The sequence below is a fragment of the Gluconobacter sp. P5H9_a genome, assembly GCF_018812085.1.
Classification (GTDB): domain Bacteria; phylum Pseudomonadota; class Alphaproteobacteria; order Acetobacterales; family Acetobacteraceae; genus Gluconobacter.
Window position 1 is genome coordinate 366,976 of sequence record NZ_JACRVW010000002.1, and the last position, 23,730, is coordinate 390,705.

A 23,730-nucleotide genomic window follows, 5' to 3' on the forward strand; every position below is an offset into this window, starting at 1 on the left:
CGAACCGCAGGGCAATCCTTTTCTCGTATACTAAGGCTGGCGGGCCATTGGTTATCGTATCTGGATAACCCAAAAAAAAGTTTCTCTCGGAGCCTTGGCTGAAAAAAGCAGTTTTTAATGACTCTGTAATATCTGTTGTTAGGCACTCTCTATGCGCGCCACCCTTTCGCTCCTGGGGTAGGGTTCGCATGCTCCGTGCGCCGTTCGCCCAAGGAGGGTGCAACATGCCGAGAAAGAGACATAGCAAGAAGCATCAACGCCACCAGCACGATGCACGTGACCAAGATAATCCATTTATGTCTCATGACAGGCTCCCGTTTTCATGTCTGGCTATGAATACCAGAAAATAGGGCGTTGCGGGGCTTGTTGGTGACGGCGACAAAGCCACTCTGTGAGCAAGCTGATATGAGCCTATCTGTGAAACGCTGGCGTCGGGCGAGTTACACGACGCCCTTAGAAGCCATGAACTCGCCCGACCTGTAAAAAATCATCATCTGCTGCGTATGAAGCTAGGCCGCCCTTGGTGGCACATTGCACGAAATACTATGCAAAGTAGAGAAAATCTTCAGAGCATGGCAGCTTCAAGCTGAAGCAGGATATCGGCTCGTAGCTTCTGAAGGGAAGGGTCATCCCGATGGCGAGGTTGAGCCCCGTCAATGCGTATATCCGCTATGATTTGAGCAGGCCGCGGACTGAATATAATCACGCGCGTTGCCAGAAGAAGGGCCTCTTCAACGTCATGTGTGACCATCAGGGCTGTAAAGCCCTGGGAGCTCCAAAGACGATACAGTTCAGTCTGCATGGCCAGACGGGTCAGGCTGTCAAGTTTGCCGAGGGGCTCATCCAGAATGAGTAACCGTGGATGATTGATCAGGGCACGGGCCAGAGCAACGCGCTGGGCCATGCCACCAGAGAGTTGATGCGGCCATGCTGCGGCAAATTCTTCCAAACCGACAAGGCGAATGGCGGCGTCAATCGCCTCCGCATCTTTTTCCTTCCGAATATCCAGTCCAAGGGCAATGTTGCCACGCACTGTCCGCCATGGATAAAGCGTAGGGTCCTGGAACATGATGATGCGGCTGGGATCAGGGCCAGCAATGGGAACTCCATCGGCCAGAAGTGTTCCGGCATCTGGCGCTTCCAGCCCCGCCACCAGACGCAGAAGGGTTGATTTTCCGCATCCCGATGGTCCGATCAAGGCTACGAATTCACCCGGCGCCACATCGAGGCTCACATCCTCCAATACAAGTCGCGAGCCTGACGGCAGATCGTAGCTGTGATGAACATGGGACAATGTCAGCCCAAGAGGCGCCTCTGGAGCGGAGGAATTTACCATTTGAGCCCGTCCTTCTGCCACTTGAGAAGATGATCCCTTACCTTGAACAGCAATGTCATGAGCGTTGTGCACATCAGGGACATGACGCACAGAGCCGCATACATGTTCGGATAGGCCGCCCAGCCCTGAGCCCATTGCATGTAGAAGCCTAATCCTGATTTCACTCCAAGCATCTCAGCCACAACCAGCATGGCGAAAGACGCACCCAGCCCCATGAAGAGACCGACAAAGATCTGTGGGGTTGCGGCCGGGAGCGCGACACGAAGAACCAGAAAGCGATTTCGGGCTCCCATGGTTCTGGCAACATCGTAATAGGCCGGATCAACAGCCGACACGCCTGACCATGTCAGAACAGCCACTGGAAAACCCGCTGCGAGCGCCATGAGAGCCTCACCCGCCAGTCGTGTTGAGGGAATAACGACAAATGCCAGGGGAAGAAGGGCAACGGGTGGCAATGGCCCAACAACCCGCATAATCGGTCGAACCCAGTAGCGGACGTAATGAGAACGGCCTAATGCGACGCCGACAATAATCCCCAGGATGGAACCAGAAACATATCCGCCCGCGAGAAGCAGCAAGGAATGAAAAAGACTGTCTCCGAGGCGTTTCCAGTCCGTCAGGAACACATCAAGCAGATCCTGGGGTGTTCCGAAAAATGGTCTCGGCAGCAGCAGAAGCTTGGCCTGTACCGTTTCCCACACCCCCAGTCCGATCCCGAGAACAAGCGCCCATGGAGCACGGTTCTGTAAGCGGCCAATCGCGGCAAGAACAATCAGAAAAAGGCCTACTGCCGCCAAGAGCGCTGCGAACTGGTTTGTCGCGGGGAAATCATCCGCATCAGGCCACTTCCACGTTACCAGCGCAGCGAGCAGCCATGCTGGACCCGCGCCCCATCGCCAGAAAAGAGAGCGAGACAACACTCTTGTTTGTGTTGCCTCCGGTGGGTTTAACGATTGCGATTGTGGCGCTGCAAAGGACGTCTCGCTCATCAGCTGAACAGGTCCTGAGTGACGCGCTGTGCGTAGCGATCCGTATTCAAAGAAGGGCGAAAAACCCCAATCTGTTTAAGCGCTTCCGCATAACGTACGATTTCCTGCCTGAAATTTCCTGTCAGGGTCTGATGGTGATGGCCCTGCATCTGGAGCATCGCGGCCAGATCCTTGACACTGACCTTCGGAGCATAAGGCTGGAAAATGGTAGCGGCTTCTTCAGGGTTGCAGGCCAGCCACGCGCCAGCGTCCATAATCGCGCGCGTTACTGCCGCAGCGACCTTGGGCTCATTCCGGATAAGGCTCCCTCGCAGGCCTATAACGCAGCAGGTCAGGTGAGCCCATTCGCCTTTCATGTTATTATCAATGTCCAACAGGCCGAATTGACGACGTTGCGGATAGGAGAACGGGTCAGCATCCGAAATGGCCTGGACCTCTCCACGCTGCAAAGCCAAAGGCAGCAGATCCGCCGGGAACTGTCTCCACTGAACGTCTGTTTCCGGATCCAACCCGGCTTCTTTCAGGCGAATACTGAAAAAATTCCGATCCGGACCACCAATATCCGTCACGCCGACGGTTTTACCTTTCAGGTCGGCAAGCGTTTTGATCCCGGTGGAAGGAGTGGTCATGAGGTACATGCATCCCGCGTGCAGCCCCGCCACAAGTTTGACGTCAAAGCCCTGCTGAAGCGGCTTGAGCCACCGGAGAGCCATACCAGGTGCGCCATCAGCCTTGCCTGTTGAAAGCGCCTCCAGCAGCTGATCGGTCGCTCCTGCAAAATTCACGTAATCGATGTTCAGATTGTATTTCTTGAAAAACCCTTTTTCCTTGGCCACGGGAACGGCGGCCGTGCAGATCGAAGCTTCGTTCCATGCAATTGTCAGGTTGCGAGGCGATCCGGGAATGGGTTCAACAGTGGCGGGGCCCGCAGCCKGACACTGATTTTGCGCTCCTCCCATATCCATGTGGTCCATGGACTGTGCGAAAGCACGGTGTCCGTGAATTCCCAAAGCAGTTACACCGGCCAGAGAGCCAGTCAGGACAGTGCGGCGCGAGGGATGGAGCGCATTGAGCATTATTCTTTATCCTGAAAAATCATTCAGGCCCGCTTGACGGGCAGATGGTGAAAACCCCTGGAAAACCAGGCGAGACCGTGGTTGGCGTCTGTGCTGGTGGAAATGGATTTGACGGCACAGAACAGAACATCGTGGGTACCTGCGCTCTGAATGGCGTCAATCTCACAGTCGAGCGTGACGAGTGCATCTGACAGCAGTGCGGATCCGGTTTCACCAAGAACCCAGTTGCCGTGAGCAAACTTCTCGTCAGGTTCCACGGATCGGCTTGCAAAAACCCGCGCCAATTCATGATGGACTGGTGAAAGAACACTAATTCCAACCACCCCATTCTTCAGGAACGACTGATGAGAGCGGTTACTGCGATTAAGGCAGACCAGGACCGTCGGGGGTGTGTCGCTGACGCTGCTGATAGCGGAAACGGTCAATCCCTGACGTCCTCCCGGTCCATCCGTCGTCACCAGCACAACAGGAGCACCGAGCAAACTCATGGCTTCACGAAACAGTTCCTGGCTGACGGCAGGCGTGTCGAGAGTGTTCTGTGGAAATAGGGTGACGGTATTATGCGGCATGAGAGACGCCTCTGTTTTCAAGCCCGAGGGCTTTCAGGATGGTTAGAGTTTCAGTTCGGCGCATCCAGTCTGGGGAGATATCGATAAATCTCACCACCCGTCCGGGGCTAAGAACCAGAACCGTTGGTTTGGGAAGCTCCCAACTGGATGTACCATTCAGAGCTTCACTGCGACCGCCTTTGGAAATGGCGGCTTCCCGCGCAGCGTCATCAAAGACATAGGTAATGCCCAGAGCCCGGGCCAACGTCAGGCCTGCATCATTCAGAACCGGGAAAGACAGGGCATTTCGCGTTCTGATGCTAGCGAGTTCAGGAAAAGGCTGGGAGGACACCGCAACCAGCGGAATGCCTGCGGCCTTCAGAAGGGGCGCTAGGGTTTCTGAGTAGTAGGGCAAAGCCACGTTACAGGCTGGACAGCCTGCGAACCTGAAAAAAATCAGGACTGCTGACCCTGACAAGACCAGATCATCCAGTGAAATCGTGGAACCATCTGCATCCGAGAGAGTATGCGGAGACAGAACGTCCCCGGCTTTTGCGTGCGCTGTTTGAGAATGAGACCGGACAAGAGCGTCCCGCTGAGCAATATTTCCAGCCAAAGCTTCAGGAGACCACGCTCTGCGACGTTCGGTCTCAAGAGCTTCATACCGGCTTTGAAGGGAAGACGTGGAAGTGCTCATGCTTAATATACCCCGAGGGTGACCTGATCGGTGCACCATGCGGGATAATTGAACACGGATTCCAAAGAGTTTTTCTTATGTGGCAATTTGCGCGCGATCATTGATCTGCTGTCGCCTGAGCCAGCAGTTCGGCCAGATCCTGTGCGGCATCCGGCAGGCCGTTTCTCTGAACGAGAATGGTCTCGATCTCCGGGACTTCCGGTAAAATACCCGTCGGCAGGATGGAAAGCCCTTCCGCTGTCGCAAAACGCCGTGTCCGGCAACTGGCCCCCAAGCCGCTCCGGACACCAGCACGCATGGCGGGAAGGTGAGGAGTTTCCAGCACAATGCGGTAATCTCTGCGGGCCTTTGCAAGGGTTCTGAGGGCCGCTTCCCTGAAACGGCAGGGAGGTTCCAGCAGAACAAGCGGGATTTCAGACTGATCCAGAACGCCGGGATCACCAATCCAGACCATTCTGTCATGCCCGACGATACGCCAAGACGAATTGGGACGATCCCCATGCTGGCCGAGGCACAGCACGATATCCAAGCGGGAGCGGTCGAACATTTCCAGCAGCTCCGCTGAACCGCCCACGCGCACGGTCAGCCTGCACCGGGGATGTTCGAGACGGAAACGGGCAAGAACGTCGGGGAGGATAGTATCAGCAAAGTCCTGCACCATGCCGATCGTGATCGGTTCCGGTTCTGAAACATCGCCAAGTTTGTGCATGATCCGGTCATTGAGGGCGAGAAGCTGCCGCGCATAGGCCACGAGTTCTTCACCCGCAGGTGTAAGAACCAGCTTTCGCCCATCCCGTCGAAAAAGCTTCTGCTGGAGCACGTCTTCCAGTCGCTTCATCTGCAGACTCAGGGCGGACTGGGTCAGAAAGATCGTCTCTGTTGCCTGCGCCATGGAGCCGGCCTCCACGATCGCGACGAAAGACCGCAGAAGTTCAGTCGGAACATTGCGTGCCATGCGCTGGGGAAGGGACGTGTGGGACATAGCAGCGCTCCGTGCTGGAGGCATGGTAGTATATTTAACCATGCAAAAGTGTGGCATTTGTGTTTCTTGCTTGAATTATGACGTAATAAAATGAGTATATTGTCAATACAACAATTTATTATAGTCTTTTAGGGGCTTAGCCATGCCTGTGGAATTCATCGGGTTCGTGAGCAGTCAGAACCATTCTGAGATCATTCCGCCGGCGGAGCCGGTCATTGATCTCTCCCATATCGAAACTGCCGCCAAAATTCATGAGAATGGCGGTTTTGATCGGGTGCTGATTGCTTTCCACTCTAATTCTCCCGAGAGCATCCTGCTTGCCCAGCATGTTGCTGCCACGACGCGGACGCTTGGCCTTATGGTCGCACATCGCCCCGGGTTTACGGCACCGACTCTGGCTGCCCGCCAGTTTGCAACGCTTGACCAGATCAGTCGGGGCAGAGCTGCGGTGCATATCATCACAGGGGGAAGTGATACGGAGCTTCAGGCTGATGGTGATCATACCGTCAAGACGGAGCGATATGAACGGACCCGCGAGTACCTTGAAATCGTGCGCCGCGAATGGAGCAGCCAGAAGCCATTCGATTATCAGGGTAAATTCTATCGCGTTCGAGGTGCCCAGTCCCGGGTGCTGCCGTATCAGGGTGATGCCATTCCGGTTTATTTCGGTGGCTCCTCGGAGGAAGCCATCGCAGTAGCAGGTGAGCAGGCTGATGTTTATGCTCTCTGGGGTGAAACCTATGAGCAGGTTCGTGAAACTATAGCCCGTGTTCGCGCTGCGGCGGAAAAGGCCGGCCGTAGCAATCTGCGGTTTTCGCTCTCTCTTCGGCCAATATTGGCTGAGACAGAGGAAGCCGCGTGGGCCAAAGCCGATGCCATTCTCGAGAAGGCCCGGGCTCTTCAGGAAAAGACGGGCTACACCCGCTCCACTATCATTCCGAATGAAGGATCACGTCGCCTTCTGGCTGCGGTCGAACAAGGCTCAAGGCTGGACAAGCGTCTCTGGACGGGCATTGCAGCACTAACAGGCGCCAAGGGAAATTCGACGTCTCTTGTAGGAACGCCGGATCAGGTGGCTGAAGCACTCCTTGATTATTACCGCTTGGGAATTTCGACGTTCCTGATCCGTGGGTTCGATCCGCTGGTGGATGCCTACGACTATGGGCGCGATCTGTTGCCGCGCGTTCGAAAGCTGGTTGCAGAAGAAGATCAACGCACCGGTCTGAAGGCTGCCTGACGCATGAGAGACGCCTCCGTACCCTTGACGGTCATCAACCAGATCGGACCTGAAATCGGGAAACTCCTCACCGGACTGGACCACCATGTCCGGGTCATCACTCAAAACAGGGATGTGCCCGATCCATGGAATACGGGTACGGCTGATATCCTGCTGACTGGCCCGTCAGTAGCATGGCGAAATGCTCCTGCGAGCCCACCACCGAGCTGGAATTCTTCCCTGCGCTGGGTGCAGATTGCTTCGGCTGGAATTGACGGTTTTCCAGAATGGCTGCTTCAGGGGCGAGAGATTACGACAGGTCGCGGCAATGCGGCTGGCCCAATTGCTGAGTACGTCCTTCTTGCCCTTCTGGCCCAGGCCAAGCGGTTCGAAACGTTCAAGCCCTTATCTCCCGAGGATTGGGGCCAGCAGGCTTCCGTCGTCAAGCATGAGACGCCATTGGGATCGCTGGCAGGGCGGACACTTGGTCTGGCGGGGTATGGGGCCATTGGGCAGGCAATTGCCCGTCTGGCACGGAGTTTCGGGATGTCCGTTCTCGTCTGGCGCAGAAGCGCTTGGACAGATGGAGAAGCCGTCCGGGAAGATGTGCAGCCTGTAGCTGATCTCGGGACGCTGTTTGAACGCTCCGATCATCTGGTGCTGGCTCTGCCGCTGACTTCAGAAACGGACAGGATCGTGGGAGCGGCTGTTTTGGCGCGAGCAAAGCCCGGGCTGCATCTCGTCAATGTGGCACGTGGAAAGCTGATAGATGAAGCAGCGCTTCTCAGCAGTCTGGATCATGGACGTGTCGCGGCGGCTACGCTTGATGTTACGGCGCCGGAGCCTCCTCCTGCGGGGCATCCTTTTTATACCCACCCCAAAATTCGGCTGACGCCACACATTTCCTGGTCCGGGCCAGACGTGTTGGCCAGTCTGGGGCAGCGCATTACCCGAAATTTCGAAAATTTCCTTCAGGGGCGGCCGCTGGAAGCCCGGTTGGATCTGATCCGCGGATACTGATTTCTCAAGGAAGACTCTCATGAGTGCGACACAACATAACATCTCGTCCCTGCAGGAAGTCCGTGCACGGACTCACCGGCTTCAGCCCCGCAAGCCTGCGGCGACGTTTGAAGAGGAGCGGCTACACCGTAAGCAGCGTCTTGCCGCGACTTTTCGGCTATTCGGACGCTATGGCTTCGATCAGGGGCTTGCGGGGCATGTGACAGCACGTGATCCTGAGTTCCCGGAGCGGTACTGGATCAATCCGCTGGCCGTGCATTTCTCGCAGATCAAGGTTTCCGATCTTCAGCTTGTGGATCATGAAGGAAATATCCTGATCGGGGATCGCCCGATCAATACAGCGGGCTTCACCATTCATTCGGCTCTGCATCGAGCGCGTCCGGATGTGGTCGCTGCGGCGCACACCCATTCCACATATGGCAAGGCGTTTTCTGCATTAGGGACCGAATTGCTTCCCATCACGCAGGATTCCTGCGCTTTTTACGAAGATCATGCAGTCTTCGATCCTTTCAGTGGGGTGGTTCTGGATGACAGTGAAGGCGACCGTCTGGCCGCGACGCTGGGAAACCGGAAAGCTTTGATCCTTCAGAACCACGGTCTTCTGACCGCCGGGCCGACCGTTGAGGCCGTGGCATGGTGGTTCCTGGCTATGGACAACGCTGCCCATACCCAGCTTCTGGCGCAGGCCGCCGGACCGCTGAAGCCTATTGCGCCGGATATTGCACGGCTGACCGCCAGCCAGGTCGGAACTGCACAGGGCGCCTATTATTCGTTCCAGCCTCTTTGGGACTGGATCGTCGCACTTGAGCCAGATCTGCTCGATTAAGGACTGCTAAATCAATGACGAGTATTGAGCCATTACGAGAGTTCGTTTCCGGATTTACGCGGCTTTTCGAAACACATTCGGACGCGGCGTCCATCCAGAAAGCGGGTGCAGAGCTTCTGAAAACCCTCGTCTCGCAAGATGACTGGTTGCCCGAAACTTATACCCGGCCGCATCCGGAACGCTACAGCCAGTATCTCCTTCACTGTGATCCACTGGAGCGGTTTTCTGTCGTCAGTTTCGTCTGGGGTCCGGGGCAGAGAACGCCTTTGCACGATCATCGCGTCTGGGGGCTGATTGGGATGCTGCGCGGGAAGGAAAGCGAAACGCAGTTCACACGAAAGGACAACGGAAGCTTTGAAAAAGGCGAAACGGATTTCCTCGAACCGGGTGAAGTCGCGTTTCTTGCGCCGGGGGTGAATGACTATCATCTCGTGGCCAATGCCCTGCCAGATAAGACATCAATTTCCATCCATGTGTATGGCGCCAATATCGGTGGGGTTTCGCGCGCCGTCTACGATGAGACCAGTGGCACCGAGAAGACCTTCATATCCGGATATTCGAGCGAGGATGTTCCCAATCTCTGGGATCGTTCCAGGAGCAAAGCTGCATGAACAGCATTACAAACCTTCTGCCAGTGACCTCTTCGGAAGACGTCCGGCAGAGCCTGAAAAACGGTGCTGAAATCGCGCTGCTGGATGTTCGGGAAGAGGGGCCATTTGCCTCGGCGCATCCGCTCTTTGCGGTCAATCTGCCTGTTGGGCGCATTGAGGAGCGCATTGCCGGGCTGGTACCCCGCAAGGATGCACCCATCGTTGTTTATGATAACGGGGAAGGCCGTACGGCAAAAGCTGTTCGACTGCTCCAGTCCCTTGGATATTCGGACGTCTCGGCGCTGGAGGGTGGTCTGGAGGGCTGGAAACGCTCCGGGGGTGAGATCTTCATTGATGTGAACGTCCCGTCCAAGGCGTTTGGCGAACTCGTCGAGCATGTCCGTCACACACCATCTCTCCCAGCGCGTGAGGTCCATGACAGAATCAAGCGCGGCGATGATCTTGTCATTCTCGATGCACGCCGGTTCATCGAATACAATGTCATGGCCATCCCTGGCGGTCGTTCAGTTCCGGGCGGCGAACTGGCGTTGCGGGTTCGGGATATTGCGCCTTCGCCGGAAACAACCGTGATTGTGAACTGTGCGGGACGGACAAGATCCATCATTGGCACGCAGTCCCTCGTCAATGCTGGAATTCCCAATCCGGTTTTTGCGCTTCGAAACGGTACGATTGGCTGGACGCTGGAAGGGCTTTCGCTCGAACATGGAGCCTCCCGTAAAGGAACAGAAGTCTCAGAGCAGAACCATCAGGCGGCCCGAGCGCGTGCTGAACTGCTGGCAGACAGGACGGGCGTCCGCTCCCTGACTGCGAAGGGACTGGAAGAACTGCTGGCCGATCCCAAACGCACTGTCTATCGACTGGATGTTCGTTCTCCTGAAGAATACGCGGAAGGTCATCTCAAGGATTTCCGTTCCGCACCAGGCGGCCAGCTTGTGCAGGCTACGGACGAATGGGTCGGAGTTCGGCATGGAACCATTGTTCTAACGGACGATGATGGGGTCCGGGCCAGAATGACGGCTCATTGGCTCCGACAACTGGGATGGAACGAAGTTTACGTTCTGGAAGAATGGAACGAACAACCCCTCGAAACTGGTCCGGAAGCCCCCTTACTCTCACGGCCATTGCCGGAGGTGAAAACGCTTTCCCCTGCAGAACTGCATAAGCGCCTTGAGGCTGACGACGTTCTGGTTCTGGATCTCGCCACCAGTCCAGTTTTTCGCAAAGGACATATTCCGGGCGCGAGGTTCGTCATCCGCCCGGATCTGGTATCTCATCCTGTCATTCGGCAGGCCAAGGAAATTGTTCTGGTCTCACCGAATGGTATTGCTGCTCATCTGGCAGCGCCGGACATTACCGGAGAAAATCGTCAGGTCCGGGTTCTAAAAGGGGGGACGGAAGCCTGGCAGGCTCATGGTTATGGGCTTGAAACAGGGTTTGATGACGCACAGGCTCTCTCAGCTTCCGATGATGTTTACAAACGTCCTTACGAGGGAACGGACAACGCATCAGAAGCCATGCAGGCTTATCTGGACTGGGAGTTCGGACTGGTCTCTCAGCTTGAGAAAGATGGAACCCACGGTTTCAGGGTTCTGGAAGACATCTGAACTTCGCTCAGATCCTTCTGTTTCCCGGCGACAAGGAAGTCGCCGGGCTTTTTTATCCCTGAATTTTCAATGCCTCACGGCCTGCTGCCAACAGGGCACTATCTCCCTGTGGTGTATGGATGCGCCCGCACAGAACATTTCGATAATGCCGCTCAAGCGGATTATCCTGGCTCAGACCGGGATTCCCGATGGCGGCAACCGCTTTGCCTACAGCTGTAATGGCATTTTCCGTGACAACCTGTTTGACGAGTCCGGCGCGGGCATCACTTTCTGTGCCTTGTTCCGAGAGAGCGATCGCATGGCCAATCAAAGCTTCGCTCGCCAGAAGGAGAGCATCGATCTCCCCCAGCAAAATCTGAAAACGAGGCAACGTTGCAAGGGATGCCCCGAGATTGGAAGGTACGCGGTTATGAAGAAATTCAACCAGCCAATCCCGCGCTGAAATGGCGATGCCATTATAAAGCCCCGCAATGACAACGGCATGCCAACTCGCAATCGCGACGGGACCACTCTTTTCTGCAGGAGAAGGCGCCAGCAGACCCAGATACCGTTCCGGGATCTCCACATCATCGAAGATGATCGTGTGGCTTCCCGTAGCGCGCATTCCGAGCTGATGCCAACTTTTCTCGATCCTTACACCTCTCAGGTCCAGAGGAACGAGAACCGGCCCGACTTTTGGTTCGGCGTCATCAGTTTTCGCCCACACTACACCCCACTGAAGCGCTGTAGACCCTGTTGAAAAAATCTTGCGCCCATTGATGCGCCATGCCGAGCCATGACGGCTAACTGTGGTGTCAGGCACTCCACCACGGGCAGGGGTTCCCAGTTCCGGCTCTACACGCAGCGCATTAATCAGCGCGCCTTCCTGATGAATGCTTTCGAAGAGCTCCTGTTTGACATCCTCTGACCACTGAGACGAATGAGAGAACGCGCCGGATTGCAGATATTGCATGGCCAGAATGAGAGCAGTTGAGGGGTCACCCTGCGCAAGGCGGCCGATAATCTGCGTCACTGTCCGTAAAGAAATGTCCTGGCCTCCAGCAGTCTTCGGCAGTGCCAGGGCAAGAAAGCCGGCTTCATGGAGATCGTGCAGGTTCTCAGTCGCAATGTTGCCGGTGCGATCATAACGTGGTGCACGTTCCACAAAGACCTGAACCAGTTCGTCGAGCGTCTTGTCCGTAGCGGCAGGATTGGTTGCGGGGGAAAATGGACTGTCACCCATGACGTTTCTCCGTCTTTCCTCATCTGGCAGATACTAGAGCGTATTTATTGGGGTGTGGAAACCGTCAGGTCGAAAGCATCTTCGAGCTTCCCTGCATCAGTCAGGAAACCGCCCGAACGATAAGCGTCTAAGGTTGTCTTCTCCTGTTGAATGATTTCTGGAGTTAAGGGCGCAGGAGAAGCGATAAGACGTTTGGCTACAGCCGCAGCAACAGGAAGAGGTAAACCCGTCTGTCGCGCGAGAATAGCCGCATACTCAACCTGATGTTTTGCCCCCCATGCATAGGCGGCCGTCACGCGCTTATAGAAATCTGCCAATTGAGCGTGTTTTGTCACCAGGGCTTCGTTAGTGGCGACAAAAAAGCTGTTGTTAGGCATGACATTTCGACCGTCCACGATGTTCCGTGCATGACCCTGAATGACAGCAAGTGAGACGTACGGCTCCCAGGTGGACCACGCATCAATCTGCCCTGTATCAAGCGCGGCCTTGGCCTGAGCAGGGGCAAGAAACACGATGTGAGGCGCGGGGGCAGGGATAGAACCGGAGGCAATCAGCCGTAGAAGAAGGAGATGGCCGATTGAGCCTTTGCCTGTCCCAATCCTTTTCCCAGCCAGATCTGCCGCAGTGTGAATGGGGGAAGATGGCCCGGTTACCACCGCAGTTGACTCTCCCCCACCTCTGGGAGGCACCAGAAAGGCGGCTTTGATAGGGAGATGAGCGCCCCAAGCAAAAAGGAACGGGCCATCTCCTGCAATTCCTGTGTCAACAGCATTTGCGGCGAGTGCCTGCAAAAGTGGAGCGGCAGCCTCAAATTCGGTCCATCGAAGAGTGTAGGGCAAGTTTTTGTCTTGTCCGGCGGCTTCGAGAAGGGCTTTCTGCTGCCCTTTCTGGTCGGCAACGATCAGGGTCTCTTCAGCATGCGCAAACGAGGTTCCCAACAGAACCGCAGCCATAAAAGGCAGGAATTTTCTCGCAGAAGCCATGAAAAACAACTCGTTCAGATCTGGGAAATGGACCCTGCGTATAACAGGAGAGCCTGTAACCTGACGGCATGTTTCTCCAGGCACAATTAAATCACGTCAAACATTGGTATTTAGAATATTAACCTGACACATACATGTAGAATAGGGAAAAATATCCATCCATTGCTGCCTGTGAGAGGACGCCCGATGTCAGATACCATCACACTGACTGGAACGTACAAGACTGCCGAAACCAAGAGAAAGGCTCTGAGTTTGCGGAGGCTTGTTTCCATAAGGCGCTTTGCATCTCCTCTTGTGCTGGTCTGCCTCTGGCAGGTCGCATGCTCCCTTGGGTTTCTTTCAACACGACTGGTCGCATCTCCGATCCAGATTGCGGTAACAGGCTGGACGCTGGTGCGTGACGGGACGCTTCCTTTCAATCTTGGCGTTTCGCTTTTGCGGGCAGGAAGCGGTCTGGGCATTGCCATCAGCGTTGGCGTGGCTTTAGCGCTTGTTTCGGGGCTGTCCCGTGTCGGGGAAGACGTTGTTGATGCCCCCCTGCAGATTTTGCGGACGTTGCCCGCTCTGGCGCTCGTTCCATTGTTCATCCTATGGTTCGGCATTGGCGAAACACCCAAGATCCTGCTTGTTGCCCTCGGGGCGACGTTCCCGATCTATCTGAACCTGCATAAGGGTATTCGGTCCATTGATCCGAAACTCGTGGAAATGTCGTCCACGCTTGGCCTGTCACGGTGGCAGACGATCAGGGATGTCTTCCTTCCCGGGGCATTGCCTGATTTCCTGACCGGACTGCGGTATGCCGTGGGGGTCTCCTGGCTGATGCTTGTGGTGGCCGAGCAGGTGAATGCGGAAAGTGGCATTGGACACATGATGATGGACGCTCAGGACTTTCTGCGCACGGACATCATTCTTGTGGGGCTACTGGTTTACGGTGTGCTCGGCCTGATATCGGACCAGATCGTGCGCTTTCTGGAAAGCACCCTGCTGGCCTGGCGGCCCGATGGACGGAAAGGGCGTACGGCATGACACACGCACAAGCGTATTCGAAAGCTGATCGCGGTACAGCAGTGATTGTGGAGCAACTGACGCGACGGTTCAACAATGGCCCTCCTGTTCTGGATGGACTGGATCTGGCGATTGCTCCTGGTGAGTTTGTTGCTCTGCTGGGGCATAGCGGTTCTGGGAAGTCCACGTTGTTGAGAACGCTGGCCGGACTTGACCCCGTGACAGACGGAGCTGTGACCAGACCACGTGACGTTTCAGTCGTGTTCCAGGAGCATCGGCTTCTTCCCTGGAAACGCGTGTGGAAGAATGTTGTGCTGGGGCAGGAAGACAAATGCATCCGACAGCGTGCGGACGCCGTTTTGGAAGAAGTAGGCCTGGCTCATCGAAGCAATGCGTGGCCGCTCACGCTCTCCGGCGGCGAAGCACAGCGTGCGGCGCTTGCCCGTGCCCTCGTGAGAGAGCCCGCATTTCTAATGCTGGATGAGCCATTCGCAGCTCTGGATGCTCTAACGCGGCTAAAGATGCAGCACCTTGTCGCAGATCTCTGGAAAAAACACAGGTGTGCGGTTTTGCTCGTAACCCACGACGTGGACGAAGCTCTTCTGCTTGCCGACCGGGCTGTGGTGCTTGAACGCGGGCGCATTCGCGTAGATGTTCCCATTACCATACCGCGTCCTAGACGACACTCTGATCCAGCGTTCGAGGGGCTGCGTAGTCTGTTACTCAATGCGCTGGGCGTGCATGCTGCATAAGTCCGTATTTCTGATAAGGCCAATTCCATGACGACTGCCCCTGACCGTGCTCCGGAGTCTTCTATCCTGCCGGTTATTCTCAATCGCTGGTCTCCACGGGCCTTTCAGCCTGAGGAAATTGATCCGAAAGACCTGCAAGTTTTTCTGGATGCGGGACGTTGGGCACCTTCAGCTTACAATCTCCAGCCCTGGCGCTTCATTCACGCACGCCGGAACACGCCGGACTGGGAACGGTTCCTGTCATGGCTGATCCCGTTCAACCGAAGCTGGGCCGAAAATGCCTCAGCGATCATTTACATAGTGTCCAGAACAATCACCATCTCTGATAGAACAGGTGAACCTTCTCCGGTGCCGACGCATGCTTTTGATGCCGGTGCCGCTTCTGTTCTCATACAGCTTCAGGCCTCACAGGCGGGATGGGCCGTTCATCCGATCAGTGGCTTCGACCACGATCTGACTCAGGCAGGACTGGAACTTCCGGAGGATTATGAGGTGCATGCAGCTCTTGTGATTGGCCGTCAGGCCGATGCCGCCGCCCTGCCGGAAGGGCTCCGTCAGCGTGAACAGCCTTCCGATCGCCTGCCGCTTGAGAAAGTCGCTTTTGAAGGACGTTTCAGCCCTGACGGTCAGTAAGACAAAGACCGCGCCTTTCCTTCTTTAGGGAGGGCGCTTTCGTCCAGTTTTTCTAATGAATATCCTTTTCCGAAATCACGATTATTTCGAATATTTTTATTTTACGATGAAGAGATAATGCAAGTGGAGAAGCGTTATGGTTAACTTCATCGGTTATATTGGTTTCAATAATAGATCTGAAATTCATGCAGGCGTGCGCGATCGCGCGCTGGACCTTTCCTACGTTCGCGAAGCCTTGCAGGTTCAGGAAGAGGGCGGCTTTGACCGCGTCCTGATTCCGTTTGGCTCCAATTCTCCCGAGAGTCAGCTTGTGGCCGCTTATGGAGCGGCTTTAACCAGCCGGCTGGGTTTTCTGGTCGCACATCGCCCTGGCTTTACGCAGCCAACACTTGCCGCTCGGCAGCTCGCAACGCTTGATCAGCTTTCGCAGGGCCGTGTGGCCGTCCATATCATCACCGGGGGCGCAGATACTGAAATGGCCCGCGACGGGGACGTCGGTACAACCAAGGCAGAACGTTATGTCCGCAGCGACGAATATCTCGATATTCTGAAGCAGGAATGGAGTGCTTCCACACCGTTCGATCATGACGGGCGTTTCTACCATATTCGGCAGGCACAGAGTTCCATCCACCCGCAGAATCTTCCGGTTTTCTTCGGTGGCACTTCTGCTGAAGCTCTGGATGTCGCGGGGAAACATGCTGACGTTTATGCAACGTGGGGGGAAACGTTGGACGCAACCCGCGAGATCGTCAGTCGTGTACGGTCTTCTGCTGCCCGCCATGGTCGAACAATTGGTTTTTCCCTCTCTCTGCGTCCAATTATCGCGGATACGGAAGACGCTGCATGGAAGCGGGCAGAGGAGGTCGAAAATCTTGTGCGTGCGGCCCGAGAGCAGTCTGGATTGCCCGTCACAGGTCATCAACCGCCGAATGATGGTTCACGCCGCTTGCTAGAAACGGCGACTACTCGCCGGCGGGATGAACGTCTCTGGACGGGTGTTGCCAGCCTGACCGGCGCTGCCGGAAATTCGACCGGGCTGGTTGGGACGCCTGAACAGGTCGCAGACGCTCTGGTGGAATATTACAAGCTGGGTATCGACAACTTCCTGATCCGGGGATTTGAGCCGCTGGAAGATGCGCGACGTTACGGTCGTGATCTTATTCCGCTTGTCCGGGAGAAAATTGCTGCTCTTGAAGCGCAGCCATCACGCGCTGCCGGATAAAAAATAAAAGGGGAGACCTTTGTCTCCCCTCAATGGGTCTCAGGGTGATCTGGCACGTCGAAAGACGTCTTCCATACGCCAGTGCTGATTTCTCAGCTCTTCATAATCTGACCACTCATCCCAGCCGGAATTCCGGCGATACTCCCCAAGCAGGCCTGATGCTTCCAGCATCTCCGCATCCTGTGGATGCGCCTGGGTGGCGTCTGGATGAACGTAAATGGCGTCTGTTTTGCAGTAAAGCTCGCACAGGAAACAGGTCTGGCAGTCTGCCTGATAGGCAATGATGGGCGGCTGTCCTTCGCGAGGGCTTAAAACATCGCGTGGGCAGACCTCCACACAGATATTGCAGGCCGTGCAACGGGTCTCAACAATCAGTTCAATCATGAGGGTACTTTCGCTGGGACCGAGCGGGTCCACGGTTTTGCAAGGCCGCCGCTCAGAATATGGGCGGGCATGGCTACACTTTCAGCATCACAGCGATAGTGAAGTCCCCGGCTTTCCTTCCGGGCCAGAGCGCTTGCCGTACACCAGCGCGCAACCGCCGTGAGGGCCTTCAATTCCTGATGTCGAAGCCGTGCGCGCGCTCCTGCCTGATGGACATCGCCAAGCGACAGACGCTCCCACGCGTCTTCCAGTGCCTGAGACGACTGTTTCAGGGATGATGCTGTTCGGAAATACTGTTTATTTGGAGACAGCATTTCACGCTGAACAGCGTGTTCGACGGCCGTGGAATCCCCGGCAATGGCTTCGTATTCTGGCAGTGTGACGGGCTCTTTCAGGGAGCGTCGCTGCCTGCGTGTGTAAGCAACAGCAGCCTCTGCTGCGATGCAACCGGAAGACAGGGCCCAGGCCGCATTGACGGCACCACCTCCTGATATGGCCCCAGTTACAGGTTCTCGCGAAGCTACATCGCCAGCGACATAGAGCCCCGGAACCCCACAGCCACTGTGCCTGTCCATGACGCGGATGCCGCCGACGCCGCGAATTGTTCCTTCACCCACCAGAGAAACGGGGAATTTTTGGGAAAAAGGATCTATTCCAAGGCGCTGAAAAGTTATCGGCACATTTGGAGAAATCTGCGGCAGCTGTCTGCGAATGTCCTCTGGGACGCCCGAGAGATCACAGAAGACCTGCCCCTTTTTCAAAGCTCTGGCGAGAAAGCTATTGTCGTGTGAGCCAGGCGGTCGTTCAAGTTCATGACCGGCAGCATCATAATATCGCGCAAAACTATAGATCATGGTTCGGGCCATTGTCGTGTTGGCCGGAACGATCGTGAAAAAGGCCGAAAATTCCATTCCGGAGAAACAGGCCCCAGCATCAGCGGCCATCAGAAGCCCGTCTCCGGTATTGTTTGCACTCCCCAGAAGGTGGGACCGGAAAGCACACCCTCCAGTTGCCAGAATGGTAGCACCAGAGCGGACGATCCATTGATCATGTCCTGATTTCAGAGATACCCCCGTAGCGCCCGCGAKACTGGTATCCCCATGGCGAAGCAGGGCCAGGGCAGGGCTATGATCCAGTACAGTGACACCACAATCCAGCGCCTTCTGGCGAAGAGCGCGAAGATATTCCGGGCCACGCAGGGCATGGTATCTGATTTTCCCGTTATCATCCTGCGTATAGCGATAATGGCTGGCAATGGTGGGCAGGGTTCGGAATGTCCGGTCAATAATGGTTTCCATCCAGTCCGCGTCGCCCAGCCCCTTTGCGGTTTCAAGGCGCCGGGCAATGGCATCGCGGCGAAGAGTTCCGTCAGGGGGGATGAACCAGTGCCCCGGGCCAGCAGAGGCTGCTACCCCTGCAGTTCCACAATATCCTTTTTCAGCAACAACAACTCTGGCGCCCGTCTGAGCTGCGGTAATAGCCGCCCAGCATCCTGCCAGCCCGCCACCGATAATCAGAACGTCTGCCTCCAGCCGAAGAGACGACGAGAACTTCACAGACGGGAACTCTGGCGATCCAGCGCGTCAGAGAGAACAGGAGAGAAGATTGGCGCGGGATCTGTTCCAGGGGGAAGGAAACCGGTTCTGACAAAGGTGTTTGCTATCTCCTGCGCCGAGGTAATGTCGTTTTTATGCCAGGAGCGCAGATGATAGGGTCGGTTCTGGTTTTGCAGATAGTTCAACACCAGAGGTTCAGGCACCTGTATTACGGGTGATACAGCGCGCGCCCAGCGCGGCTTATCGTGACTTAAGATGGAATAAGCCTTGTTGAGCCGCCCAAGATAATCTGCAGCAGCGACGCGGAAGGCCTGATCTTTCAGACGGAGCGGATTGGCACCAATGAAATAATGGCCTGAAAGAATGTCAGCAGCACTTTGCAGGATGCGAGCCGTTCCGTCAGATTCCAGCATCTGAATGGCATATCCATATGTTGCCCATCCATCGAGGCTGCCTGATTTCATGGCCGTTAGCCCTTCGCTGATGCTGAGCGCGACAGGCGTGATATCGTGCCAGGAAAGACCATGCTGTTCCAGCATCCGGATCAGAAAGTAATGGGCTGTTGTGGCCTTGATATAGCCAATTCTCTTGCCTTTAAGGTCCTCGATTGATTTCGCAGTCGACTGTGTCGGAACAAGCAGGACCTGATCGGTTGTCGGCCCCTCCAGCGTTGCAACGATGGAAATCCGTGCTCCGGATGTGGCCGCAAAGACCATCGGAATTTCGCTCCAGCCGCCGATATCCAAGGCATCGGCATTAATGGCCTGAGCAATGATGTTTCCTGAATTAAACTCGCTGAAACTGACCTTGTAGGGAAAGTCATCAAGTCTCGTTTCTTTAAGAAGCGTCTGGTCCGCCCCGCGGAACGTGGCCGCTCTCAGCGTAATGTGGGAGATGTCTTCTGTCTGAGCCGCCAGCCCCTGGGGCAACAGTCTCGAACCCGCAGCAGCAGCAGCAGATGCGAGGCCAAGAAAACTACGACGCTTTACGGCAGACGGAGACAGGGGCATGAAATCACACCTAAATATTATTGCTTTTGCACGTTGAAATTATTATTTAAACCAAACATAAAAATGCATTGATTAAATTTCCAATGATAAAAATTAATCAATGCATTTTATTATTCTGAATAAAGATATTTTCCCCCACCTACAAACCTCCTGAACCAAGATTTTTAGGTAGGGTTATTTCTGCTAGAGGGTAAACTTCGCAGTCACATAGATTGTTCTTGGGTCAGCGAACTGTGCCGATTCATAAACGGGCACGCCCCCTCCCTGAACAAACGTTGTGCTTTGCAGATACCGCCGATCAAGCAGATTTCGGGCAGTAGCCTGCAGGAACCAGCGCTTGTCAGGGCTGGTCCAGCTTGCCATGGCGTTTACATAAGTCTGCGGCGTCAGACGGTTCTGCGGATTGGTTTGAGAACTGGTGTAAAGCGCAGTCTGGAATGAAACATCCGCGCCAATCCGGAATACTCCGGGCAGCCGAACCGGAATTTTATAGGTTAGAGATCCCATCGTCTGGAACCGTGGGGAGAAAGGGAGGGGAGCGCCTGCATACGGCGTATTGTTATAGACTTGACCGCTAGCAAGAACTGTCCGGCTAACGCGCCCACGGAATTTATCTAACGCAGAATAAAGGTAAGACGCTGTGTAATGCAGATCCAGATCGCGGGTAATCTGGACAAAAGTCTCTGCTTCGGCGCCTACGGAATGACCCTTTCCTGCATTAAAACGCCGCGCAAGCCCATTTGATGGATCTGTGGTGGTTAGCTGGATGTCGTCAAACTGGTTCCAGAAGAGAGCCCCATTGAAATGGACGCGACCGGGCAGGGGATCACTTTTAAGGCCCACTTCGTAGGTTGTAACGATCTCCGGATTATAGGGTGTGGAGGCCTGAAGGCTTCCGGACGCCGTTGGGCTCTGTGCCCGAAAATCATATCCTGCTGATTTCCCACCCTGAGAGATGGAAGCATATGTCATCAGGTTTGGACGAACCTGATAAGTCAGCGTGCCTTTCGGGAGAAGTTGGACCCAGCTTTTACGATCTGAAACCTGCCAGGCCAGATCACCCGGCACTCCCCAGAGAATATAGGAAAGCTGGTTGGCCGGCGTTGACTGGTGCGAAGGACCTGGCGCCAGATAATTCAAAGTCTCAGAATTTGAATGGTTCTCCCAGTTAAAGCGCAGCCCGGCAGTGAAGGTCAGGGCACGCGTGATATGGTAATTCGCTTCCCCATAAAGCGCCCAGTTTCGTGTGACCTGATCAATGACGGCATAAACTGGTGCATAACGGATCTTCGCCGGATCATTGGTTGCCGTTCCCGAAGAATTATTGGCCCAGCGTTGAGTGAACCAGTCTTCATACATAAAGTATGCGCCGACATTAAAATCAACCTTGCCGTAATCTCCGTGAAGCTTCAGCTCCTGAGAATACATTCTATCCTTGTAATAAAGAGGCTGGGATGTCCGGGAATAATAATCGCCAGTGTTGTCGTAAATTCCTTTGTCGTCGTATCCTCTGATACCCGTGATGGAATAGAGTTTCAGATGTGGGGAAAGCGTATATCTCACGTTCCCGATGAAACCAGCTTCACTGTAGTTATTTTTCGGAAAAAGCTGGTTATAATTCCCGTAGATATAAGGGTTCAGAAGGTTTCCGACACCCTTGTTGGTGCTGCCATCTATTGTGCCATCGAAAGCAAGGGTAATGTCCAGATCCTCGTTCGGCGTGAAGCGTAGCTTCCCGCGGGCCTGGGTATAATCGATGTTATTGGTGTCTTTCCCGACCGTATAGTTATGATCGATCCCACCTCGGGCATGACGGCCAAATGCTATGCTGCCATAGACTTTGTCTTTTACGAGAGCACCACTGGCTGCAACACCAATCTGGTATTCGTTATAGGTTCCATATCCAGTCTGCGCGACGAAGCGCCTCTGATTGGTGGGAACGAGGGTATTGATCCTGACAGCTCCCCCCTCCGACTGATGTCCGGAAAATACGACAGGACCACGGTCTACTTCGATGTCAGCCACATCAAGAAGTTCCTGCATGTTGCCCATGTTTCGAGGAAGGTAGACCCCGTCGAGATAGGTGCCAACTGAGGGTTCACCTTGTGGATCAATCTCACCAATGCCTCGAATAAAGTAATTCAGAACTGCGTAGCCTGGCATGTTGTTCGGAATATAAAGATTGGGTGTGAGTCGGGCGAGTTGCTTGGTATTCTGAACGCCCAATCGTTCGAGCTGTGATGCAGTCAGCAAACTTGCCGATTGTGGCGTCTTTTGCAGGGCTGCGGCTCGTCGCGCGGCGTAAGATCGCCCGTGAACTGAAAACGATTCACCTAAGCCTTTGGCTTGCACTATCGCTGGACGAGTGGGCGAGAGCCGCTGTTTTTGATGCGTGTCCCGCGATGACGAGGCTGGGTGCTGTGTCGTATGGAGCGATCGGGAAGGGGTGGTCGCAGCATGAGCCTGGTGGATAATGACGCCCATGAATGCTGCGATGCCGCATGTTGTCCCCAAAAGGGAAGGCAGCGAATTCCTACCTGTAGCAGGAAAAAAAAGTTTTTTTTCAGAAAGAAAAGGCATGCCTCAGAAACACCTACAAAACGCAATACTGTCCCTGAAATTCTATTTCTTATCCTGTCGATAAGCATACAATTAAAATGTAGATTTATTTAAATGTGTTGCTTTTTTCTGATTAATTGATTTAATTTTGTACTTCTAAACTGCAATATTATAAACAAAAATATTTAATATCCTTATCTTATAGTTTTTTATTCGAAATATTCCATTGTCGCATTTTGTGGGTCCAACAAGGCTGACATGGAACGTGGAAACATTTCATATCTTCAGGACTAAGGTTTCCATTTTTAAGATTTATGAAAATAAAAAGTAATTAAAATAAAATCACTTTCAAATGGAGTGGTTTATGCCTGTCGAATTCATTGGTTACGTCAGTGCGCGTGAACAGACAGAAACTCTGGACCTTCCTGGGTCTGCTGTTGATCCCACATACATTGCTGCCACGGCGTTGCTTCATGAGCGTGCCGGTTTTGACAGAGCATTGGTTGCGTTCCATTCGACCTCTCCTGATAGCGTTCTGATTGCCCAACATGCAGCATCCGTAACATCCAGGTTGGGGATGCTCATTGCGCATCGTCCGGGTTTTACAGCCCCCACATTGGCCGCAAGACAGTTTGCAACATTGGATCACCTCAGTAGAGGACGCGTAGCTGTCCACATCATAACGGGCGGGAATGATCGCGAACTCGAAGCTGATGGAGACCATCTGTCAAAACCAGAGCGCTATCAACGAACTGCGGAATATCTGAAAATTCTTCGCCGAGAATGGGCGGGGGGATCACCTTTTGATCATGATGGAGAATTCTATCGTCTGCGTGGCGCCTCTTCGGCTGTGCTGCCCTACCAGTCGAGCGGTATCCCCTTATATTTCGGTGGAGCCTCCGAGGAGGCGATCAAGGTCGCAAGCGAACTCGCCGACGGATATGCCTTATGGGGGGAGCCCCTGGCCAGTGCTGCAGAACTCGTTGGAAAAGTACGCGCGGCTGGTCAGAAGTATAATCGCTCCTTGCGGTTCTCCATCTCGTTTCGTCCAATCATTGCAGATACGGAAGAAGAAGCATGGGCGCGCGCTGCGGTCATTCAGACGCAAATTGAAAAACGACAGGCAACCATTCTGCCAACACAAAGCGGAATAGCCCTTGACCACGCAGGCGCGCACCCAACGGCCGACAACCTTCCAACAAATGAAGGGTCCCGGCGACTACAGGCGATTGCTGCGAAATCTGTACGACATGACGAACGCCTCTGGACGGGTGTGACGCAGGTTACTGGCGGTCGGTGGAATTCCACGTCTTTGGTCGGAACGGCGGAACAGGTCGCCCAGAGTTTACTCGAATACTATCGTCTCGGGATTGAGACCTTTCTCATCAGGGGTTTTGACCCCCTGACGGATGCCATTCGGTATGGCCGGGATCTCATTCCCAGGGTCCGATCTCTGGTGGAGCAGGAAGACAGGCTCCGTCGCACTTCAGGCTGAAACT

General features: G+C 54.7%; 22 protein-coding genes. 10 read left to right on the forward strand and 12 right to left on the reverse strand.

Going from position 1 to position 23,730, the window contains the following annotated elements:
* Nucleotides 1-565: 565 nt before the first annotated feature.
* The 6 genes from KP708_RS03460 to KP708_RS03485 form a co-directional block, all read right to left on the reverse strand.
* Nucleotides 566-1,336 carry an ABC transporter ATP-binding protein gene (locus KP708_RS03460; RefSeq protein WP_215750405.1) on the reverse strand — a complete coding sequence of 257 codons (771 nt, stop codon included), beginning with the start codon at nucleotides 1,334-1,336 and terminating at the stop codon, nucleotides 566-568.
* Nucleotides 1,330-2,325: an ABC transporter permease gene (locus KP708_RS03465; RefSeq protein ID WP_215750406.1), complete on the reverse strand. Its 996-nt coding sequence runs from the start codon at nucleotides 2,323-2,325 to the stop codon at nucleotides 1,330-1,332. Before KP708_RS03465 ends, KP708_RS03460 begins: the two co-directional genes overlap by 7 nt.
* Nucleotides 2,325-3,401: an ABC transporter substrate-binding protein gene (locus KP708_RS03470; RefSeq protein ID WP_215757148.1), complete on the reverse strand. Its 1,077-nt coding sequence runs from the start codon at nucleotides 3,399-3,401 to the stop codon at nucleotides 2,325-2,327. Before KP708_RS03470 ends, KP708_RS03465 begins: the two co-directional genes overlap by 1 nt.
* A gap of 23 nt (nucleotides 3,402-3,424) precedes the next feature.
* Entirely contained in the window at nucleotides 3,425-3,970 is a 546-nt protein-coding gene (locus KP708_RS03475; protein ID WP_202208262.1) for a flavin reductase, read from the reverse strand.
* Nucleotides 3,960-4,646, reverse strand: coding sequence for a peroxiredoxin-like family protein (locus tag KP708_RS03480; RefSeq protein ID WP_215750408.1), 687 nt, complete (start codon nucleotides 4,644-4,646; stop codon nucleotides 3,960-3,962). The genes KP708_RS03475 and KP708_RS03480 overlap by 11 nt, the downstream gene beginning before the upstream one ends.
* A gap of 97 nt (nucleotides 4,647-4,743) precedes the next feature.
* Nucleotides 4,744-5,628: a LysR substrate-binding domain-containing protein gene (locus KP708_RS03485; protein WP_202208258.1), complete on the reverse strand. Its 885-nt coding sequence runs from the start codon at nucleotides 5,626-5,628 to the stop codon at nucleotides 4,744-4,746.
* A 142-nt stretch (nucleotides 5,629-5,770) separates the two neighbouring features.
* Between KP708_RS03485 and KP708_RS03490 the strand changes: the two genes are divergently transcribed.
* The 5 genes from KP708_RS03490 to KP708_RS03510 are packed head-to-tail and all read left to right on the forward strand — an operon-like array spanning nucleotide 5,771 to nucleotide 10,905.
* A complete protein-coding gene (locus KP708_RS03490; protein WP_215750409.1) occupies nucleotides 5,771-6,865 on the forward strand; it encodes an LLM class flavin-dependent oxidoreductase in 1,095 nt (364 codons plus the stop codon).
* 3 nt (nucleotides 6,866-6,868) lie between these two features.
* Nucleotides 6,869-7,864, forward strand: a complete 996-nt coding sequence (locus KP708_RS03495; protein ID WP_215750410.1) for an NAD(P)-dependent oxidoreductase — start codon at nucleotides 6,869-6,871, stop codon at nucleotides 7,862-7,864.
* Nucleotides 7,865-7,883: 19 nt separating this feature from the next.
* The gene (locus KP708_RS03500; RefSeq protein ID WP_202208252.1) at nucleotides 7,884-8,690 is read left to right on the forward strand and encodes a class II aldolase/adducin family protein; all 807 of its coding nucleotides are present in this window, start codon (nucleotides 7,884-7,886) and stop codon (nucleotides 8,688-8,690) included.
* Nucleotides 8,691-8,704: 14 nt separating this feature from the next.
* On the forward strand, nucleotides 8,705-9,301 hold the full coding sequence (locus tag KP708_RS03505) for a cysteine dioxygenase (RefSeq protein WP_215750411.1): 597 nt from the start codon (nucleotides 8,705-8,707) through the stop codon (nucleotides 9,299-9,301).
* Nucleotides 9,298-10,905 (forward strand): rhodanese-like domain-containing protein, encoded by a 1,608-nt coding sequence (locus KP708_RS03510; RefSeq protein WP_215750412.1) that lies wholly within the window; start codon nucleotides 9,298-9,300, stop codon nucleotides 10,903-10,905. Before KP708_RS03505 ends, KP708_RS03510 begins: the two co-directional genes overlap by 4 nt.
* Nucleotides 10,906-10,957: 52 nt before the next feature.
* Here KP708_RS03510 and KP708_RS03515 read toward each other — a convergent pair whose 3' ends face one another.
* Both KP708_RS03515 and KP708_RS03520 read right to left on the reverse strand, forming a co-directional pair.
* The gene (locus KP708_RS03515) at nucleotides 10,958-12,127 is read right to left on the reverse strand and encodes an acyl-CoA dehydrogenase family protein (RefSeq protein ID WP_215750413.1); all 1,170 of its coding nucleotides are present in this window, start codon (nucleotides 12,125-12,127) and stop codon (nucleotides 10,958-10,960) included.
* 44 nt (nucleotides 12,128-12,171) lie between these two features.
* Nucleotides 12,172-13,110: an ABC transporter substrate-binding protein gene (locus KP708_RS03520; RefSeq protein ID WP_215750414.1), complete on the reverse strand. Its 939-nt coding sequence runs from the start codon at nucleotides 13,108-13,110 to the stop codon at nucleotides 12,172-12,174.
* Nucleotides 13,111-13,296: 186 nt separating this feature from the next.
* On the opposite strand from KP708_RS03520, the gene KP708_RS03525 reads away from it, so the two are divergent.
* The 4 genes from KP708_RS03525 to KP708_RS03540 all read left to right on the forward strand — a co-directional run bounded on the left by KP708_RS03525 (nucleotide 13,297) and on the right by KP708_RS03540 (nucleotide 16,722).
* Nucleotides 13,297-14,136: an ABC transporter permease gene (locus KP708_RS03525; protein ID WP_202208242.1), complete on the forward strand. Its 840-nt coding sequence runs from the start codon at nucleotides 13,297-13,299 to the stop codon at nucleotides 14,134-14,136.
* Complete coding sequence (locus KP708_RS03530) at nucleotides 14,133-14,867, forward strand: ABC transporter ATP-binding protein (protein ID WP_215750415.1); 735 nt, start codon at nucleotides 14,133-14,135, stop codon at nucleotides 14,865-14,867. The genes KP708_RS03525 and KP708_RS03530 overlap by 4 nt, the downstream gene beginning before the upstream one ends.
* 27 nt (nucleotides 14,868-14,894) lie before the next feature.
* On the forward strand, nucleotides 14,895-15,500 hold the full coding sequence (locus KP708_RS03535; protein ID WP_215750416.1) for a nitroreductase family protein: 606 nt from the start codon (nucleotides 14,895-14,897) through the stop codon (nucleotides 15,498-15,500).
* Nucleotides 15,501-15,636: 136 nt separating this feature from the next.
* Nucleotides 15,637-16,722, forward strand: a complete 1,086-nt coding sequence (locus tag KP708_RS03540) for an LLM class flavin-dependent oxidoreductase (protein ID WP_215750417.1) — start codon at nucleotides 15,637-15,639, stop codon at nucleotides 16,720-16,722.
* 39 nt (nucleotides 16,723-16,761) lie between these two features.
* Here KP708_RS03540 and KP708_RS03545 read toward each other — a convergent pair whose 3' ends face one another.
* The 4 genes from KP708_RS03545 to KP708_RS03560 all read right to left on the reverse strand — a co-directional run bounded on the left by KP708_RS03545 (nucleotide 16,762) and on the right by KP708_RS03560 (nucleotide 22,252).
* Nucleotides 16,762-17,106, reverse strand: coding sequence for a ferredoxin family protein (locus KP708_RS03545; RefSeq protein WP_215750418.1), 345 nt, complete (start codon nucleotides 17,104-17,106; stop codon nucleotides 16,762-16,764).
* Nucleotides 17,103-18,662, reverse strand: a complete 1,560-nt coding sequence (locus tag KP708_RS03550; RefSeq protein ID WP_215757149.1) for an FAD-binding protein — start codon at nucleotides 18,660-18,662, stop codon at nucleotides 17,103-17,105. The genes KP708_RS03545 and KP708_RS03550 overlap by 4 nt, the downstream gene beginning before the upstream one ends.
* Complete coding sequence (locus tag KP708_RS03555; RefSeq protein ID WP_215750420.1) at nucleotides 18,659-19,672, reverse strand: ABC transporter substrate-binding protein; 1,014 nt, start codon at nucleotides 19,670-19,672, stop codon at nucleotides 18,659-18,661. Before KP708_RS03555 ends, KP708_RS03550 begins: the two co-directional genes overlap by 4 nt.
* 183 nt (nucleotides 19,673-19,855) lie before the next feature.
* Nucleotides 19,856-22,252, reverse strand: a complete 2,397-nt coding sequence (locus KP708_RS03560) for a TonB-dependent receptor (RefSeq protein ID WP_371822739.1) — start codon at nucleotides 22,250-22,252, stop codon at nucleotides 19,856-19,858.
* Between the two features lie 343 nt (nucleotides 22,253-22,595).
* Between KP708_RS03560 and KP708_RS03565 the strand changes: the two genes are divergently transcribed.
* Nucleotides 22,596-23,726 carry an LLM class flavin-dependent oxidoreductase gene (locus KP708_RS03565; protein WP_215750421.1) on the forward strand — a complete coding sequence of 377 codons (1,131 nt, stop codon included), beginning with the start codon at nucleotides 22,596-22,598 and terminating at the stop codon, nucleotides 23,724-23,726.
* Nucleotides 23,727-23,730: the final 4 nt, after the last annotated feature.